17 protein-coding genes are annotated in these 19523 nt (G+C 31.3%); 4 read left to right on the top strand and 13 right to left on the bottom strand.

What is annotated here, in order from left to right; all coding sequences use genetic code 11:
- Positions 1-168: 168 nt before the first annotated feature.
- Both QX51_RS10340 and QX51_RS10335 read right to left on the bottom strand, forming a co-directional pair.
- The gene (locus QX51_RS10340) at positions 169-1287 is read right to left on the bottom strand and encodes a nitronate monooxygenase (RefSeq protein WP_039679838.1); all 1119 of its coding nucleotides are present in this window, start codon (positions 1285-1287) and stop codon (positions 169-171) included.
- Positions 1288-1289: 2 nt separating this feature from the next.
- A complete protein-coding gene (locus QX51_RS10335) occupies positions 1290-2315 on the bottom strand; it encodes a LacI family DNA-binding transcriptional regulator (protein WP_039679837.1) in 1026 nt (341 codons plus the stop codon).
- A 264-nt stretch (positions 2316-2579) separates the two neighbouring features.
- Between QX51_RS10335 and QX51_RS10330 the strand changes: the two genes are divergently transcribed.
- The 3 genes from QX51_RS10330 to QX51_RS10320 are packed head-to-tail and all read left to right on the top strand — an operon-like array spanning position 2580 to position 5791.
- Positions 2580-3845, top strand: coding sequence for a Zn-dependent hydrolase (locus QX51_RS10330; protein WP_039679836.1), 1266 nt, complete (start codon positions 2580-2582; stop codon positions 3843-3845).
- 47 nt (positions 3846-3892) lie between these two features.
- Positions 3893-5266 (top strand): dihydropyrimidinase, encoded by a 1374-nt coding sequence (gene hydA / locus QX51_RS10325; RefSeq protein WP_039679835.1) that lies wholly within the window; start codon positions 3893-3895, stop codon positions 5264-5266.
- Positions 5267-5290: 24 nt separating this feature from the next.
- The gene (locus QX51_RS10320) at positions 5291-5791 is read left to right on the top strand and encodes a DUF1097 domain-containing protein (protein ID WP_079764787.1); all 501 of its coding nucleotides are present in this window, start codon (positions 5291-5293) and stop codon (positions 5789-5791) included.
- 786 nt (positions 5792-6577) lie between these two features.
- Here QX51_RS10320 and QX51_RS10315 read toward each other — a convergent pair.
- The 7 genes from QX51_RS10315 to QX51_RS10285 all read right to left on the bottom strand — a co-directional run bounded on the left by QX51_RS10315 (position 6578) and on the right by QX51_RS10285 (position 13106).
- On the bottom strand, positions 6578-8197 hold the full coding sequence (locus QX51_RS10315; RefSeq protein ID WP_039679834.1) for a peptide ABC transporter substrate-binding protein: 1620 nt from the start codon (positions 8195-8197) through the stop codon (positions 6578-6580).
- 56 nt (positions 8198-8253) lie between these two features.
- Positions 8254-9231: an ABC transporter ATP-binding protein gene (locus tag QX51_RS10310; RefSeq protein WP_039679833.1), complete on the bottom strand. Its 978-nt coding sequence runs from the start codon at positions 9229-9231 to the stop codon at positions 8254-8256.
- Positions 9232-9234: 3 nt separating this feature from the next.
- Entirely contained in the window at positions 9235-10245 is a 1011-nt protein-coding gene (locus QX51_RS10305) for an ABC transporter ATP-binding protein (protein ID WP_039679832.1), read from the bottom strand.
- 13 nt (positions 10246-10258) lie between these two features.
- On the bottom strand, positions 10259-11269 hold the full coding sequence (locus QX51_RS10300; protein WP_039679831.1) for an ABC transporter permease: 1011 nt from the start codon (positions 11267-11269) through the stop codon (positions 10259-10261).
- Positions 11270-11287: 18 nt separating this feature from the next.
- Positions 11288-12214 carry an ABC transporter permease gene (locus QX51_RS10295; protein WP_257560119.1) on the bottom strand — a complete coding sequence of 309 codons (927 nt, stop codon included), beginning with the start codon at positions 12212-12214 and terminating at the stop codon, positions 11288-11290.
- Between the two features lie 407 nt (positions 12215-12621).
- Positions 12622-12837: a HAMP domain-containing histidine kinase gene (locus QX51_RS10290; RefSeq protein ID WP_039679830.1), complete on the bottom strand. Its 216-nt coding sequence runs from the start codon at positions 12835-12837 to the stop codon at positions 12622-12624.
- Positions 12834-13106 carry a heavy-metal-associated domain-containing protein gene (locus QX51_RS10285; protein ID WP_039679829.1) on the bottom strand — a complete coding sequence of 91 codons (273 nt, stop codon included), beginning with the start codon at positions 13104-13106 and terminating at the stop codon, positions 12834-12836. The genes QX51_RS10290 and QX51_RS10285 overlap by 4 nt, the downstream gene beginning before the upstream one ends.
- A gap of 389 nt (positions 13107-13495) precedes the next feature.
- Between QX51_RS10285 and QX51_RS10280 the strand changes: the two genes are divergently transcribed.
- On the top strand, positions 13496-14779 hold the full coding sequence (locus QX51_RS10280) for a conjugated bile salt MFS transporter (RefSeq protein WP_242842723.1): 1284 nt from the start codon (positions 13496-13498) through the stop codon (positions 14777-14779).
- Between the two features lie 325 nt (positions 14780-15104).
- On the opposite strand, the gene QX51_RS10275 is transcribed toward QX51_RS10280, so the two are convergent.
- The 4 genes from QX51_RS10275 to QX51_RS10260 all read right to left on the bottom strand — a co-directional run bounded on the left by QX51_RS10275 (position 15105) and on the right by QX51_RS10260 (position 19520).
- On the bottom strand, positions 15105-15320 hold the full coding sequence (locus tag QX51_RS10275; protein ID WP_039679827.1) for a DUF1963 domain-containing protein: 216 nt from the start codon (positions 15318-15320) through the stop codon (positions 15105-15107).
- A 183-nt stretch (positions 15321-15503) separates the two neighbouring features.
- Positions 15504-16895: a GntP family permease gene (locus tag QX51_RS10270; protein WP_039679826.1), complete on the bottom strand. Its 1392-nt coding sequence runs from the start codon at positions 16893-16895 to the stop codon at positions 15504-15506.
- 150 nt (positions 16896-17045) lie between these two features.
- Positions 17046-18044: a 4-hydroxythreonine-4-phosphate dehydrogenase PdxA gene (gene pdxA, locus QX51_RS10265; RefSeq protein ID WP_039679825.1), complete on the bottom strand. Its 999-nt coding sequence runs from the start codon at positions 18042-18044 to the stop codon at positions 17046-17048.
- A 162-nt stretch (positions 18045-18206) separates the two neighbouring features.
- A complete protein-coding gene (locus QX51_RS10260) occupies positions 18207-19520 on the bottom strand; it encodes a four-carbon acid sugar kinase family protein (protein ID WP_039679824.1) in 1314 nt (437 codons plus the stop codon).
- Positions 19521-19523 lie beyond the last annotated feature (3 nt).

Below are 19523 nucleotides of genomic sequence, written 5' to 3'. Positions count from 1 at the left end.
GGTTTATACTTAATTTATAATTCCATTTCTTACCATTGTCAACAAAAAAGTAATATTTTTGTTATTTTTTTATTTATATAACAAAAAAATGTACCGCATAAAAATATTTAATAATATTTTTATGTGGTAACTTCTTAAAATAGTTCACTCTCATATTCCTTATGGTAATTAACTTTCATCATAAATTTTTAATTTATTTATAGGGCAAACAAAAATGCATAACCCACATCCTATGCATTTTTCTTGATCAATCTTTATATCATTATCATTCACTGTATCTATTGCATTCTCTAAACAATGCTCTACACATAAGTTACAACCCTCTTCGCATTTTTTATTATCTGATTTACATGTCATCGGCTCTAGCGCTAATTCATCTAATGGTTTAATTTTTTCCAATGCCTTACCACATATTTCACTTATGGAATTAATTTTTTTCTCTTTAAACCACTTTTCTAGATCATTTACTATTTTTTTAATTATACTATCTCCATTTAACATAAGGGCTGTGCCAATTTGTACTGCAGATGCTCCTAACATAATATACTCTATTACATGCTCATAATTTCCTATTCCACCTATACCACAAACAGGTATATCTACAGATTGTGCAATAGATGCTACACTAGCTAATGCAATTGGTCTAATAGGTTCTCCAGAATATCCCCCATAAGTTGGTAACAACGGAATCTCTTTGTCTATATCTACACCCAAAATACATCTTATGGTATTTATAGCACTTATTGCACTTGCACCTGCCTTTTTTGCAGCTTTTGATACTTCACTTATATTATTAACATGCTGAGATAATTTCACCATTACTGGTATTTTTATATTTTTTGATACATCATTTACCACATTAAAAACAAACTCACTATCAGAACAAGGTATTTCTACACCTTCTCCTAATGGACTTGATAAGGATATTTCTATACCGTCTGCACCATATTTTTCTAGCTTCTTTGCCAAATATGTAATTTCTGATGGAGAGTGGCCTGATATGCTTGCTATAACAATTCCTCCATCACTTTTAGCTATTTTTAGTTCCTCTTTCCATCTTTCCAGTTGAAAACGACTATAAAATCTTATATTTTGTAATCCTTTTCCATTAAATGCTATTTGTTCTCCTGTTTTAGAGTATGGATCACTCACTATAGTTTCTGTAATTACAGCCCCTGCGCCAGCTCTTAGATTATTTCTTAATTTTTTACCATTACCATTCCAAGGACCGGCTGAAATTATTACTGGATTTTTTAAATTCAATCCCATGAAGTTAGTCTCTAACATAATTAAAATATCTCCCCTATTCTCCTACCATAACCACATGATTTGCGTATTTTAATCTTTGTTTCTAGTAATATTTCTTGAGTAAAACTATCTTCAGATTCAAGGTTATTAATTATATCAATCAATAATCTAGCACCTAGTACTCCTTGCTTATGTAGAGGATTTATTACTGTTGTTAATTTTGATTCAATCATCCTTGAAAGATTTATATTATCAAACCCTATAACAGCTATATCCTCTGGTACTTTTACATTATTATCCCTTAACGCCGCCATTGCAGCAAAAGCGAAAATATCATCTGTAGCAAAAATTGCCCTTGGTGGATTTTTCAATTTAAGTAACTTCTTAGTAAGTAAATAACCCTCATCCAAAGATACTTTCGAATGTAAAATATAATCTTTTTCCATTTTAATATTATTATTCTTCAAAGCTCTCTTAAAACCTTCTAACCTCAAGGCATTTTCTCTTTTTTCTTTCGGCCCGTTAATAATAGCAATTTTATCATATCCAATATCTATCAAATGCTTAGTTGCTTTATAGCTTGCTTTTTCATAATCAATTTTAACTGTATCAATTTCTTTACAAGCGTTACTTTCTCCTATTGACACTATAGGTATTCCTTTTGACTTTATAGAAAGTAGCTTCTGTCTACTTATTGAACTTGAGATAATTATTAGGCCATCAGTATTTCTTTTAATTAAACTATTTATACTGTCTTCTTCTTTTTGAGCGTCACATGAACCGTCACAAATAACAGTTATGTAACCGCTTTCCGTCATAATGTCCTCTATTCCTTTTATAATTTCCATATAGCTTGGATTCAAAATATCTGGAACAATAATTCCAATAGTTTCTGCTTTACCTATGTTCATCCCCCTAGCAAACCAGTTTGGTGTATAGTTACACTCATCGATAATAGCTTGAACTTTTTCTCTAGTAGCTTTAGCAACTGTTTCTGGATGATTTTGTACTCTAGATACTGTTGCTACTGATACACCTGCTTTCTCTGCAATCTGACGTATATCCATATATTCCCTTTCCCCAACCATTTGTATTATATTTATTTTTTATTTATTATGGTTTTTATTTCAACTATATTTTATCACATATTTAATAACTTTCATCTTAATATTATTGTTTCAATATTCACTCATTCCATTTTGGAATTGTTAAATTTTTATAAAATAGTTGACTTTCTAACTTTTCAGCCTTATAAAAATAGTATAGAAGATATGTAAACGTTTACATACTTTCTTAATATTATAAAATTTAATTATTGGAGGTAGGTTTGTATGTTTAAATGTAGTACTGAAAGAATGAGAGATAAAATTGAAACTTTTTCAAAATTCGGGGATGCAGGACATGGCGGAATAACAAGATACTCTTTATCTCCCGAAGCTATTAAAGCTAGAGATGAATTTGTAAAAAGAATGGAAGCTATTGGTGCAACTATAGAAACTGATGATATGGCTAATATGTATGCCACTTTACCAGGAACAGATCCCAACGCAAAAAGAATTGTAATGGGCTCTCACTGTGACTCTGTAAAAAACGGTGGTAACTATGATGGTATCTTAGGTGTTATGGGTGCTATGGAAGTTTTAGAAACTGTAGCTACTGAAAAAATACCTCATAAACATCCTCTTACTGCTATGATATGGACAAATGAAGAAGGTTCATTATACCCACCTGCAATGATGAGTTCAGGAATAGTGTGTAACGATGTACTTCCTGCAGAAATAGCTAAAAACTTCAAATATGAAAATATGATGAGCTCAAAAAGTGTATTAGATAAAACAACTACTTTCGGCTCTCAATTAGAAAAATTTAAATATAAAGGACAAAAAGAAAATCGTTTAAATACTGATAAATATAAATGCATGTTTGAACTTCATATAGAACAAGGTCCAATACTTGAAGATGCTGGCAATGATGTTGGTGTTGTTACTTGTGTACTTGGAATGTTCAACTGCCGTATAAAATTCTATGGTCAATCAGACCATGCTGGTACAACTCCTATGCATAAACGTCAAGACGCTTTATATGCTGCATCTCAAGCTCTTTGCTACTTACACGATGAAATAGACAAATTAGGAAATAAAGAGTTAGTTTATACTACAGGTGAAATAGTTTGTCACCCATGTGTACATACAGTTATACCTGATTTTGTGGAATTCTCTATAGACGTTCGTCATGAAGATCAAAAATTATTAGATAAAGTATATGAAATAGTAAGAAGTTTAGAAAATAAAGAATGGGCTAAATGCAAATGTGAAGTTGAATTAGCTTGGAACAGAGACACTGTTTACTATGACAAAGAATTAGTAGGATATGTTAAAAAATCAGCTGAAGAATTAAATATTCCTCATCAATATATTAATTCAGGTGCTGGACATGATGCTCAGTTCGTTTCTTACATGATGCCAACAACTATGATTTTCGTAGTTTCTAAAGATGGTCATTCACATTGTGAACAAGAATACTCTACTCCAGAGCAATGTGCAAACGGAGCTACAGTTCTTCTAAATGCTGTTTTAAAAGCTGATTTAACTGACTAATACTATAATCCACAATTAATAATATTTTTTTATTTGAGGAGGAAATTATGAGTAAATTTGATAAGGTAATAAAAAATGGTACTATTGTAACAGCTTCTGATACTTACAAAGGCGATATAGGTATAAAAGATGGAATAATAACTGAAATAGGTCAAAACTTAGATTGTGAAAATATAATAGATGCTACTGATAAATTAATAATACCTGGTGGTATAGATGCCCATACTCACTTAGATATGCCTTTTGGTGGAACTTTCTCAAGTGACGATTTTGAAACTGGTTCAAAAGCAGCTGCTATAGGTGGTACTACATCTGTAATAGACTACTGTGTTCAACCTGGTGATGGAACTTTAGCTGATGGTCTAAAAATATGGAAAGAAAAAGGATCTAAATCTTGCATAGATTATGGTCTTCATATAGCTGTTACTCATGCTGATAAGGAAACTTTAGAAGAAATGCCTAGTATGGTAGATGAAGGTGTTACAAGCTTTAAAGTTTACATGGTTTATGACGGAATGAGAGTTAACGATGCTGCATTTATGAATATATTAGAAAAATCAAAAGAATGTGGTGCTTTAGTAGCTGTTCACTGCGAAAACTATCATGTAATAAATCATAGAGTTGAAAAACTTCTAGCAGAAGGTAAAACAGAGCCTAAATATCATGCAGTTTCAAGACCAGCTAATTGTGAAGGTGAAGCAGCAAACAGAGCTATAACTCTTGCTAAATTAACTGATGCTCCTTTATTTATAGTTCACAACAGCTGTAAAGAGTCTATATCAAAAATAAAAGAAGCTCGTGAAGCTGGACTTCCAATTATGGGAGAAACTTGTCCTCAATACTTAATGTTATCAGATGATAATTATGAAGAACCTAATTTCAATGGTGCTAAATATGTAATGTCTCCTCCACTTCGTAATAAATCTAATTGGGATTACATATGGCAACAATTAAAAGATGGTACTATACAAACAGTAGCAACTGACCACTGTCCATTCTTCTTTGAACAAAAGAAATTAGGAAAAGACAATTTTGCTAAAATACCAAATGGTGGCCCTGGTATAGAAACAAGAATGCCAATAATGCTTTCTGAAGGACCAAAACATGGCTTATCTTTAAATAAAGTTGTTGAAGTAACTGCTACAAATGTGGCTAAAGTATTTGGTATGTATCCTAAAAAAGGTACTATAGCTATAGGAAGTGACGCTGACTTAGTATTATATGATCCTAACAAAGAAGTAACTTTAACTAAATCTATATTACATGAAAACGTTGATTATACTGCTTTTGAAGGAATTAAGTTAAATGGTTACCCTGTTATGACTTTATCTAGAGGTGATGTTATTGCTAAAGATGGTGAATATATAGGAACTGCTAATCGTGGTCAATTCATCAAACGTAATAAATCACAACTTCTTTAATATAAGGTTTATTAGGTGAATGATATGAAAAAAATGAGTTATCTTTGCGCACTGGGAATAACTACTGCCATACTTTGTGGTATATGGACATGGTTTGCTGGATATGTAGGACTTTTCGGTTGGGCTGGTTTTGCTGGATGTACTACTTACTTTGCATGTGGTCACCATGGTGTGGAAGGTCTTAAAAAAACTATTATCCCAAATATGGCTGGTGTTCTTTGTGGTGTTACTATATTCTTCTTAACTGATTTAGTTCCCATATTAGGTACTCTAGGTATATGGTGTGCCATAGTCACTTTTATAATGTGTATAATAGGTAAATCAAAATGGTTTGATTTTATCCCTGGTACTTTTATGGGATGTTTCTCAACATTTGCTGCTGGCGGAAACTGGATGATATTAGTTCCTTCTTTATTAATGGGTGCCTTACTTGGTATTTCTTGTGATAAAAGTGGTGATTGGTTTTTTAATACTTTAACAAAAAATAATTCCAGTGATAATAGCTCTAACAATGTAGAAGTTTAATGCAAGTATCTTCTCTTTGTATATAAAAACAACTCTATTTTAGGTTGTAGTTCTAAAGTGGAGTTGTTTTATATTGATATATTATGTTAAATATACTTAAATCCCTATTATGACTTATTTTTACTACTTGTTAATAAATATTTATACCTTAACCTTAATTTATATTTATTAACAATGTATATATAAGTTTAATAGTTTATATAAATCCCTAAAATTAAATTAATTGCCTGTAATACAGACAAAAGAAAGGAGTATCTCAAAATGATTTTTTATCATTAAAAGAGATACTCTCTTCTTTTCTATTTCTAAATTAAATATTTATGTTATCTACATATCACTATGTAGGTTACTATTTGAGCCACGCGTGGGCAAGCTGCTTAAAAAAATACATTCTTTATTAATGATATATCTATCAGATCTCCCCCAGATAAGATCAACAACCTTCCGCTCATATATCTGCTACATTTAATACTTAAGACTTGGATAATATTATACTTTGTTCTGTTACGCAAACTCATCCATTTCTCAGTAGCTTCATATGTAATTTTTGTTCCTTAGAACTAGACTTTATCCTAGGCTTCCTTCAGGTTCTAACTCACTATGAATACCCTTCCCCTTATCTAGTAGTTCCAATATCAATACTTCAATGGACTTTCTCAATCAAGTTGTTGCCCCTACTGGTCACAAAAAAAGATGAACTCACATAGAGCTCATCCTTTCCTTTTTTGTGGAACTATCTTTTTATTTTGAGATAGCCCCTTCTTCTATTTACTTATATATTATTTTCTATTCAGTTACTTTACAATACATAAAGTATTTATATCCAAGTGGTGAAGTATACATACCTTCTAACTTATCTGATATTATATATAAATCAGTGTAGTAATATAGTGGTATTATTGGCATATCTTTAGCTAATATATCTTCAGCCTCATGCATTTTTGCATATCTTTCTTTTGAATCAGTTGTAGCTTTTATTTCAGATACTAATTTATCGTATTCTTTGTTTGACCATTGAGCGTTATTATTTCCTCCACCAGTTATCCACATATCTATGAAAGATATTGGATCATTGTAGTCACCTAACCAACCATCACGAGCAACTTGGAAATCTCCTTGTTTTCTTGTTTCTAAGAATACGTTCCAGTCTTGAGATGATATAGTAGAATTCACTCCAAGATTTTCTTTCCACATATTTTGAACTGCTTCCATTATTGGCTCATGTCCTGGATTACACATAAGCTCTATACTTGGAAGACCTTTACCATTTTCATATCCAGCTTCTTTAAGAAGTTTCTTTGCTTTTTCAACATTTCCTTTATAATCTTTTACATCATACCATTTTTTAGCATTTTCGTGGAACTCAGTTTTTCCATCTGCATCAGTTAAACCAGTAGCAACAAATGAATCTGCAGGTATTTGACCACCTTTAGCTACTTTTTCAACTATATAATCTCTATCTATTGCTAAAGATAAAGCTTCTCTTACTTTTACATTATCTAATCCTTCTTTATTAACATTTATAGATAAGAAGTAAGTTCCAAGTTGTTTCTCTATTTCTAAACCTTTATCTTTCATTGCGTCTATTTCTTCACTTGGTAAATCATCACCAAATAATATTTCACCATTTTTAAATGCTGATAATATTGTGTTTTTATCTTCCATAAGTACGAAGTTAATAGTATCTGGTCCTAATTTATCTAAGTCATAGTAATTTTCATTTTTTACATATGTCATTTTAGCTTGATGTTCCCATTCTTTTAATACATAAGGTCCATTTCCTATATAAGTTTTTGGATCTGTTGACCAAGTATCTGCATTAGCTTCTACTACATCTTTTCTAACTGGGAATGTAGCTGGGAAAGCACATACTTCTAAGAAATATGGTGTAGGAGTTGCTAATGTAACTTCTACAGTTTTTTCGTCTAATGCTTTTATTCCTAATTCTTCTGGTTTTTTCTTTCCAGCCATTATTTCGTTAGCATTTTTAACCATGTCTATCATGTAGTTATAATCTGCACCAGTTTTTGGGTTAACTAATCTTTGCCATGAATATACGAAGTCTTCTGCTTTTACGGGCTCACCATCTGACCATTTTGCATCGTCACGAAGTGTGAAAGTATAAACAGTTTCATCTTTATTAACTTCATATTTTGCTGCTTGACCTTCTACTATTTTGTTGTCCTTATCTAGTTTCATTAATCCTTCAAAAGCATGGTTTATTAGTGTGGCTCCGTCTACTGCACTGTTTTTTGCTGGGTCTATTGTTGCTGGTTCTGGACCAACATTTACATTAATTTCAACCCCTCCCGATGAGTCGCCACCTGTAGAGCTACATCCAACTAAAGCTGTACTAATTGCTAAAGTTGATGCTAATAAGACTGCTAATTTTTTCTTAAATTTCATATTCCTCCCCCTATTCAAAAAAATCTCTATATATAATACTCTTAGTAATATATATCTTATATTTTTCCAATATTATGACAAGCTACAAAGTGGCCTTTGTCATACTCTTTTAATATTGGTGCTGAATTTTTACATTCATCAGTTGCATGTGGACATCTAGTTCTAAAAGTGCATCCACTTGGTGGATTTAAAGGACTTGGTATATCTCCTTTAAGTACTATACGTTTTCTTTCTCTGCTTGATTTTGGGTCTGCAATTGGAATGGCTGATAATAATGTTTTTGTATAAGGATGCATAGGGTTTTTATATAGTTCATTGCTTGATGTAAGTTCCACCAAATGACCTAAGTACATTACTCCAATTCTATTACTAATATGTTTTACTACGGATAAATCATGTGCTATAAACAAGTATGTAAATCCTCTTTCTTTTTGTAAATCTTCCAACATATTAACTATTTGTGCTTGTATTGAAACGTCAAGTGCTGATATAGGCTCGTCACAAACTATAAATTCTGGCTCTACAGCTAAAGCTCTAGCTATACCTATTCTTTGTCTTTGACCTCCTGAGAATTCATGCGGAAATCTATTGGCATGCTCTTTATTTAATCCTACAGTCTCCAACAAACCATAAATTTTTTCTTGTCTTTCTTGTCTGTTTTTATATAATTTGTGTATATCTAAAGGCTCTCCAATTATATCCCCAACTGTCATTCTAGGGTCTAAAGAAGCATATGGATCTTGAAATATTATTTGCATTCTTCTTCTATAAGAATGCATATTTACATTAGTGATATCTTCACCATCATATATAATTTTTCCCTCTGTTGGCTCATGAAGTCTAAGTATGGTTCTTCCCAAAGTAGTTTTACCACATCCACTTTCTCCAACTAATCCTAAAGTCTCACCCTTTTTTATATGAAGAGTTACATCATCCACAGCTTTTACAAAATTTGATTTAAGAAATCCCTCTTTTACTGGAAAGTATTTTTTTAATCCTGTAATTTCAACTAAATTAGTGTTTGCATTTTCCATGGTTTACTCCTCCCCTTCCAATTCTTCTTTCACTAATAACCAACAACTAACTTCATGATTTTCGTCAATTGTATAAACAGGAGGTACATTTTCCATGCATACTTTCATACAATGCTCACATCTTGGTGCAAAAGAACATCCTTTAGGTGGATTGATTAAATCCACAGGGTTACCTTCTATAGGTATTAATCTTTCGTGGGTTTCATTATTTATTTTAGGTATAGATTTTAATAATCCATGAGTATATGGATGTTTTGGATTATAAAAAATATCATCTATACTTCCTCTTTCTATAATATTTCCTGCATACATTACGGCAACTTTGTCACATATTTCTGATATAACTCCCAAATCATGAGTAATAAATATGATAGACATATTAATTTTTTCTTTTAATTCTTTTAATAATTCTATTATTTGAGCTTGTATAGTAACATCTAGAGCAGTTGTGGGTTCGTCTGCTATTAGTAGTTTAGGATTACAAGCTAGAGCCATAGCTATCATAGCACGTTGTCTCATTCCCCCAGAAAACTCGTGAGGATATTGTTTTAGTCTTTTTTGGGGCTGATTAATCCCAACAAGTTCAAATAATTCTATTATTCTTTTTCTTCTTCCTTCTTTATCTAAATCTGTATGTTTTTTTAAACTCTCATCAATTTGACTTCCAACGGTAAATATAGGATTAAGAGATGTCATAGGATCTTGGAATATCATCCCCACATCTTTTCCTCTTAGTTTTAGCATTTCAGATTCTGGCATATTAGTTATTTCTTTATTTTCAAAATTAATACTTCCACCTATTACTTTACCTGGTTCTGGAATAATTCCCATAAGTGCATAAGAAGCGACCGATTTCCCACTTCCTGACTCTCCAACTATTCCCATGGCTTCACCATATTTTAAATCATAAGATATTTTACGAACTGCTTTTACCTCTCCTGCATAAGTAAAAAAAGATACTTCCAATTCATCAACATTTAATAATACATCTTTTTTATTATTTGTAATCTCCATATAATTGTCCCCCTTATTTCTTTAATCTTGGGTCAAGGGCATCTCTTAGACCATCACCAAATAAGTTAAATGCAAGTATAATAATACTTATTGCTACAGCTGGAAACATTAATCTATATGGATAAGATGCAATTCCATCTAATGCATCTGAAGCCAATGAACCTAATGATGCTAATGGCTTGCTTACACCTATTCCTAAGAAACTCAAAAACGCCTCAGTAAATATTGCTGAAGGTATTTGTAACATGGTAGTAACTACTAGCTGACCTACACAGTTTGGAAGCAAATGTTTAAGTATTAATCTTTTATTATTAGCACCAAGTGCTCTAGCTGCACTAACGTACTCCATTTCTTTAAGTTGTAAAACTTGACCACGAACTATTCTTGCCATACCTACCCAGTACAGCAAACCATAAACTATGAACATGGCTATTATACCTGGCCCTAGAGTTTGAAGAGGGCCAAAAACACCACCAGAGTCAAAAGCCTTCGTCAGAGGTTCTTGCAATACTATTCTTAATAAAATAATGATTAGCATATCTGGTAAAGAGTAGATTATCTCAACTATTCTCATCATGACTATATCTACTTTCCCACCAATAAGACCAGAAATAGATCCATAAATTGAACCTATAACCAATACTATAAGAGCAGAACCTATACCTATTAATAAAGATATTCTTGCTCCTACCATAGTTCTTACTAACAAATCTCTTCCCAATTTATCTGTTCCAAAAGGGTGAGCCATGCAAGGTGTTAAGTTTTCATGTCCCCTTACTTGCTGGTCATATGTATAAGGACTTAAATAAGGCCCTATAAACGCAAATATAATAAATAGTACAATTACTATTAAAGAAATCATTGCTATTTTGTTATTTTTTAATCTTCTCCATGCATCTTTCCAGTAACTAGTATTCTCGCCCATAGAAATTAAGCTTTTTTGTTCTTGTTTTGAAACTGGCATAAAGTCTTCTGGAGATAATTTTAACTGAGTGGTAAAATGCTTACTTTTTTCTAAAATCATAATATTTATCCCCCTTATCTAATCATCTAACTTAATTCTAGGATCTACCAGTTTGTATAAGATATCACAAAGCAAGTTCATTAATATTACAAATGAAGCCAAAAATACAGTTGTACCCATTATAATATTATAATCTCTTGCATCTATTGCCTTAATAAAATATCTTCCAAGACCTGGAATATTAAATACTTTTTCTACAACAAATCCTCCTACAAGGGTGAATGCTACTAGAGGTCCTAAATATGTTATAACTGGTATTAATGAATTTTTTAGGGCATGCTTAAATGTAACTACAAACTCAGACATTCCCTTAGCCCTTGCCGTTCTAATATAATCCTGACCTAAAGCGTCAAGCATACTTGAACGCATTAATCTGGTTATATAGCACATAGGATAAAATCCCAAAGTAAATACAGGCAAAATGTAGCTCGAAGGTCCACTGAGTCCATATGTTGGTAGAATGTTTAATTGAATTGCAAACAACAACATAGATGCTGTTGCTATTACAAAGGACGGCACTGCAATACCAAGAGTTGATATTACACGAATTACACTATCCTGCCACTTCTCTCTTTTTAATGCTGACAAACATCCAAGTGGTATACCAAGCACTATTGCAAATATAATTGCCATGGCACCAATCTTAGCAGATATAGGAAATGACTGTTTTATTATTGTTAGAACTGGCACGTTTCGTTGTAGTTTATAACTAATTCCCAAATCTCCATGCAACAATTGCTTAAGATATATTGTGTATTGCTCAAATACTGGTTTGTCCAAACCATACTTTTCATTTAATGCTTGCTGGGCTATCTCATTTGCTTTTTCAGAAGCAAAGGGGCTTCCTGGTACTAATTTCATCAAAAAGAATGTAATAGTAGCTGCAACAAAAATAGTAAAAATAGCCATCAAAACACGTTTAAAAATAAACTTTACCGTGTCCACTGTTTCCCCCTCCTCATTTAACTTTTAATATAATTACCCACTTGAAACTTCGAAAAATAATATTTTGTATATTATTTATGTATTATATTTAGTTAGTTACTTACATATTAATTTACGGTTAATTTAATGTCAATGCGAGGATTTTTACAGATTTTTACCATTATCTACCAAATATCTTATTATTCTTCTATTTATAACAAATACCAACATTTTTCTCTGCTAAAAAATATATTTTTTTGTATTTTTATAATATTCCTTTATGGAATTTGTATTTAAGAATACATAACTCAGTATGCAACATTCTTTTTATGATGTTTTTTATACTTACCAGTTCATATAATGAAATAAATTTTCTTTCTTCCTTATAAAAAGCCCTGAATATTAATTATTGTACTCATATACAAAAATTAACCTCCATGACTTACATATTTTAAAGGTAAATACACTTTAAAATTACTTTCCTTTCCTAACATACTATCTACTTCTATCTTTCCATTATGAGCTTTAACTATTGATTTTACAATAGCCAAATCAATTACAGCCCACATGTATTTATTTAAAAACAACAATCCAACTAATACTATTACTAATATTAAAAATGTATTATCCTCATCTTTATTCATACTTTTTTATTTTTACTATTCACATTCTTATTTATTATTTTATTGTTGAGATCAAAGGCCTTATATCCTTCTTCATTAATTATTTTAATCAAATCGTTTATTGGTATTTTATCTTCATTATAATCAATCTTTACTGTACCTTTATTGTGTGATGCTTCAACTTTTATAACACCATCCTTTTCTAAAAGCACGTCTTCAATAAGATTTTCACAATTTACACATACCATGTCCTCAACCTTAAGTATTACTTTTTTAATGTTATCTTTCAAAGTATCTTCTCCCTTCTTTTTGTCTACTTATTAATATAAAAAGAAGTTGTGGAGATTTTATGGAGAAAACAAAAAACACCTAATCATTTAGGTACTTTATGTTACTAATATTTAGATTTCGACTTACTTAACATAAGTATGCTCTCTTATTTAAATGTAATGGTATCCACTGATATAATAACATACTTTTATTCGAGAAAAACATAAGGTCATACATTAATCTATTTTGATATAATAACATTAAATTTTATGCCGTATTTTACATCATCAATCCGAAATATATTTTGCTTTCTAAATGTTTTATTATAATTATATAAAATTTATAATATATTTTTCTATTTAGTGCAAATTATATAAAAGCTACTTAATGAAAAAAGGAGGTTTTTATGATGACTAATTCTATTAATAAAAAGAATTTTTCAACTGCTTGGTTAATAGTAATTGCTTGTGTACTTATCCAAGCCATACCATTTGGTGTAGCTTCCAATATTCAACCACAATTTGTTAGTTATGTTGTGGAAGAATTTGGATTTACCCTTGCAGGTTTTTCCTTAATATTCACAATAGGTACAGTTGCATCTGCTGTTGCATCACCTTTTATAGGTGCTTTATTCAATAAGGTAAACACTAAAGTAATGTATGTTGTCGGATGCATACTTTCTGGTGGAGGATTCTATCTATTCTCCATGTGTAGAGAGTTATGGCAATTTTATCTTGTTTCTGCTTTAGTTCAAATTGGTACATCTGTCATATCTGCAATAGGTGTTCCTCTTTTGATAAACAGCTGGTTTGATGATGTTACAAAAGGTAAAGCTATGGGTATAGCATTTGCTGGTAGTGGTCTTGGTAATATATTTTTACAACAATTAGTTACATCATCACTTGCAGCCAATGGTCCAAGTAGAACCTATATGATGTTTGGTATACTATCATTAATAGTTGGTTTACCTGTTTCCATTTTCTTATTAAGAATGCCTAGAGATGGAAGTGAAATTGTAAGGGGTAAAAATTCAACAGTACCATCAGATACTCCATCTAACAAAATGGGATACTCTTTCAAAGAGGCTACAAAACTTAGCTATTTCTGGGTATTTGGACTAGGGCTATTCTTCTTAGGTATGTATGTATCAGCTTTAGCCGTTCAATTTCCAGCTTATCTAAAGACTAATGTTGGTATGAGTCCAGTTCTAGTTGGAACCGTAGGATCAGTATTTGCCATATTCTGTTTATTAGGAAACTTAATTGGTGGAGCAATATTTGATAAACTAGGTATAACTAAATCACTTTTTGTTGCCTTTGGATTATCAGCATTTGCATGTTTATCTTTAATGTTTGCTAAAGAAATGCCAATGCTTGCATTTGCTTTTGCCATATTAAAAGGTTTATCAGTATTTGCTTATATGATTGGGCCATCTATTTTAACAGGTTCATTCTTCGGTCAAAAAGAATATGGTGCCATACTAGGTGTAATTCAAATATTCTTTGCTGTAGGTTTTGCAGCAGGTTCATCAGTATTTGGAGTATTCGTTGATAAATTTGGATATAGAGTTGCATGGATTTCTGTATTTGCATTTATAATTATATGTTATTTAGCATTAATAGCATCATCTAAAGGTATGGATAAATTGAATAGTAGTAGATATGATGATGATAATATAGACAAAGCTGGTTAAATCATTTCATATAAAAAGAGTTACTTATAATAATATAATTAACTCTTTTTTTATTAATCTCCCTATTTTTTCTAATTTTTCATACATAATAATCACATAAGTTCTCTATAATATGGAATTATAATTTATATGTAGGAGGTGCCTTTTTGAAGAAATTTATTTTCATTTTACTTATATCATCTTTATATTTTTCTTTATGTTCCTTTTCAAAAACTAAAGATTTGGACAATACTACAATAAGTTGGTTTTTTATACCCAACGATAAATCTGAAACTCCTCAGGTTGATGATAAATTAAACTTTAAACTAAGTGATTACAATGCCATTTACTCAAAATTTATTTGTGCTAATAATCTTAATTTCTCTCCATTTTTATTTCTAGGAATCTCTTTGTCCATTGGTAGGTAAGGAATTCCTCCAAATTTATTATCATATAATGATACTTCTTCTCTCACTGCTTTAATATGTAAAACTTCTTTTAATGTTTTGCTTTTTATCCTATCTACTATTTCTTTAACTTCTTCAAAACTTGCTGATTTCATTTTTATAACTACTCCTTTTATATCACCTAATATAAGCTTTTTCTTTAATTATAATATAGTTATCTGTTTTTTAAATAGTATAAAGCTGTATTTTTAAATATATATTGACTCACCTCTAGTTTACTACTTTTCTTCTTACTAAAAAAGGCCATCCCACTAAAATAGTAAGATTGACCTTATATATTACATAAATATATTTAATATCATTAACTCTACAAATCCTACAGCCCATACTATCGTACTTGCTATAGAATAACCTCTTAATTGTTCCTTAACCTCAGTAACTCCTAAAGTTCTGTTAACAACCCAGAAATAAGAATCGTTAAAGTGAGAGAATACAAGTGAACCCATACAAGCTGATAATACTGCAAGTTCTGGAGATAATCCAAGAGTAGCCATCATTGGTGCTGTTACAGACGCTGCTGTTGTCATAGCAACTGTACCACTACCTTGTATAAGTCTTACTATTGATGATATTGCAAATGGTATTATTACAGCTGGTAGGGCAGTATTTGCTATAAGTCCTGCTATGTAGTCTCCTGCACCAGAATCTCTTATTATCATTCCTAATGCTCCACCTGCACCAGTAACTAACATAATTACACCTGCAGATTTTATACCTTTTTCCATAGTATTTGTAATTTCTTTTTTGTCTTGGTCTTTACCAAGTCCATATATTGCTATTATCAAACCTAAACCAACAGCTATAACTGGTGCTCCCAAGAAGTTTATTACTTCTATTGCTCCACCTGTTAATCCCATTTGTGTAGTAACTGTTTTCATTAATATTAATATTATTGGTACAAATATTGGCATAAATGACATAACTGCTGATGGTAATACTTCTTCTGTTCCTATTAAAGTTGCTGCAGCTTCATCATAAGCAATTGATCCTAAATCTTCGCTAGTTAAATAGCTTTCACCATCTTCACTTGGTACTTTATATTGTTTTTTCCCTATATACTTAGCATAAAGAAGTCCAACTAATGTCATTGGTATAGCACAAACAATCCCTAATAATAATGTAGTCCCCACGTTTGCTCCATATATTCCTGCAACTCCTACAGGTCCTGGAGTAGGTGGTACTAATGTATGAGTTATAACTAAACCTAGTGCTAGTGATAAACCTAAAGATATAACTGATTTTTTAGTATTTCTTGATATTGATTTTGCAAGTGGTGATAAAATTACAAATCCTGAATCACAGAAAATTGGTATTGATACTAAAAATCCTGTAATAGCTAGAGCTAATTCTTCTCTACCTTTACCTAACTTTTCAACAAATATTTGAGCCATCTTTTTTGCTGCTCCAGATACTTCAAATATTTCACCCATCATTACACCAAATCCTATAATTATACCTATACTTCCAAGCGTATTACCAAATCCAGTTGTTATACTGTTTACTACATCTCCAGCTGGCATTCCACCAACTAATCCTGTTATTGATGCACTTATTATCATTGCTAAGAATGGATGCACCTTAGTTTTTAACATCATAAATATTAATAATGTTATTCCAAGGCCTAGACCTATTAATATTTGTGGTCCTGATACAACTAATTCGTTATTCATTGCGATTCCCCCAAGTTAATAAATTTTAATTTATGATTACTATATAAATAATACTTATCATTTTTTAAACAATGTATCTAAAAATTCGTATCCTCAATTGCTAATAACGTTAATTTAGATACATTGTTTTCAATATGGATAAAGTGAAACTTACTTATTATTAAAGTTTGGAGCATACTCTCCTGCAAGTCTTATTGCTTCTACTAAACTTACTTCGTTGGCTATGTTTTTCCATGCTATATCAAAAGCTGTTCCATGATCAACTGATGTTCTCAAGAACGGCATATTATTAGTTAATGATATAGTTCTGTGGAAGTCTACAGTTTTTGTAGCTATATGTCCTTGGTCATGATATAGAGAAAGTACTGCATCGAATTTTCCTTGTAGCCCAAAGAAGAACACTGAATCTGCACCTATTGGTCCTACTACATCTATTCCTTCTTTTCTTGCTCTTTCTATAGCTGGTTCTATTTCTCTTTCTTCATCACCAAATAGTCCATGCTCTCCACAGTGAGGATTTAGCCCTGCAACTGCCATTTTAGGATTTTCTATTCCAAGCTGTCTTAAAGCTTCTTTTGATCTTACTATAAATTCATACATATTTTCCTCAGTTACTAAATCACAAGCTTTTCTAAGTGATACGTGTCTGCTTAAGAAAAATACTCTTAAATCTCTAACTTGGAACATAGTTAAAGGATTATATGTTTTTGTTAAATCTTCTAGCACTTCTGTATGTCCTATATACGGTACATTTCCCGCTTTAAATGATTCTTTGTTAAGTGGTGTAGTTGCTATAGCTTTAACTTTACTATTCATAGCATAATCTACTGATTTAGCTAAATATTCAAAAGCAGCCTTTCCACACATTCCACTAACTTCACCTGGAACAAACTTGTCCATATCTATATTATCTATATTTACTAAGTTTAATGTTTTATTGTTATATACTCCATCTTTTGGATCTTCTATAACATTTATTGTCATTTCAACTTCACAAACTTCTATAGCTTTTTCTAATATTTCTTTATTTCCAAATACAACTATGTTCGCATAAGTGTTTGTTTCTTCTTTTGCTATTGATTTAACTACTATTTCTGGTCCTATTCCTGCTGGATCTCCTAAAGGTACTCCTATATATGCTTTATTCATAATTCTTCCTCCAAATTTAACTTCTTTCTTTATATTTATTTAAGCAACGGATATATCTGAAGCGGTAGCAAAGATATATCGTTGGCGTCATGAGCGTAGCGAATTTTAAGCAACGTGAATTGCTGAGCTTGCCGAAGCAATTACGTTGGCGCCATATTTTTACTACTTAACGTAATATTGTGTAGATACTTTTGTTGCCAAGTAATCTATACAAAGTGATAATGTTTTCTTATCACCTATAAGGCCACCTTTTGTGATTGCTGGCATATTAGGATATTTTCCTCCTATAAATCTGCCGTAAACAGCCAGCGGTATGATCTCATCTTTTATATCTATACCTTCCACACCTAGTCTTTTCATAACTTCCATAGTTACATCACCACCACTAGTGTATAGTGCTCCTATGGATGAATTTGATAATTCTAGGGCTAGCTCTGTTATCTTTGCTAAACCTTTATTTATTTTAACTGATATGGCTTCTTCATCCATTCCCAGTTTTTCTGATAGCTCACTCAAATTTAAAACTTCATCTTCCCTAGTTGTTGTAGTTATTCCAACAATATTAGATTGGTTAAGTTTTAATTTTCCTTCTATTATATGTAATACTCTTTCAACTTCTTGGTCTATTTGCTCATCATCAATAAGTTTTAATGGATTCACCTTCACAAGAGCTGGTGATTTTGTTGCAACTAAGTTTTCTATTTGACCTATAGTAGTTTTACTAACACTTCCTATGGCAAAAAAAACTTTCTTACCTTGTCCCACATGAGAAGATCCATATTTAGTATTCATCAAACATTTAGTAAATGGTCCAGGATCAACTGGTATAACATTTAATTTTGTTAAAGCAGATGCTTTTGCTATTGTTTCTATTTCATCATTAGTTACTGCATCTATAACAATTATTCTATTTCCTTCATCCACTAATAAGTTAATTTTTCTACTTAAAAATTCTTCTCCTCTTAATACATCACTAATTTGTATATCAGATACTTTAAATTTAGTTTGACTTTGTATAATTTCCTTAACACTTGAATTGGTAACTGGGCATTTTGGGTCTTTTGCCACTAAAGTATTTTGTAGTGGAACTGAATCTACTAATAAAAATCCACCTATAGAAATTCTCCCCGAGTCAGGATAAGATGCCACAACTACAGCAATTGAATTTTTATCTTGGTCTAAGATTGCATCTATTTCTGCTCCTATGTTTCCTCTTAAAGTTGAGTCTATTCTTTTTGTGTATACTGGTTGTAAATGCTTAACTCTTTGTACTTCTTCGCTTACTCTTGCATAAGCTTCTTCTTTAGTAATACCTCTACTATCAGTGCTTATAGCTACTACATCACAACGACTCATATTTTCATCATTTAGAAGAGCTGAATCTATAAATGTGGAACATTTAAAGCCTTCCTTTGCTAATAAAACACTTGTTGCATTTGCGCCTGTAAGATCATCGGCTATTACATATAATTTCATATG

Source organism: Terrisporobacter othiniensis (genome assembly GCF_000808015.1).
Lineage (GTDB): Bacteria > Bacillota > Clostridia > Peptostreptococcales > Peptostreptococcaceae > Terrisporobacter > Terrisporobacter muris.
This window is presented reverse-complemented; position numbering and strand designations above follow the sequence as displayed.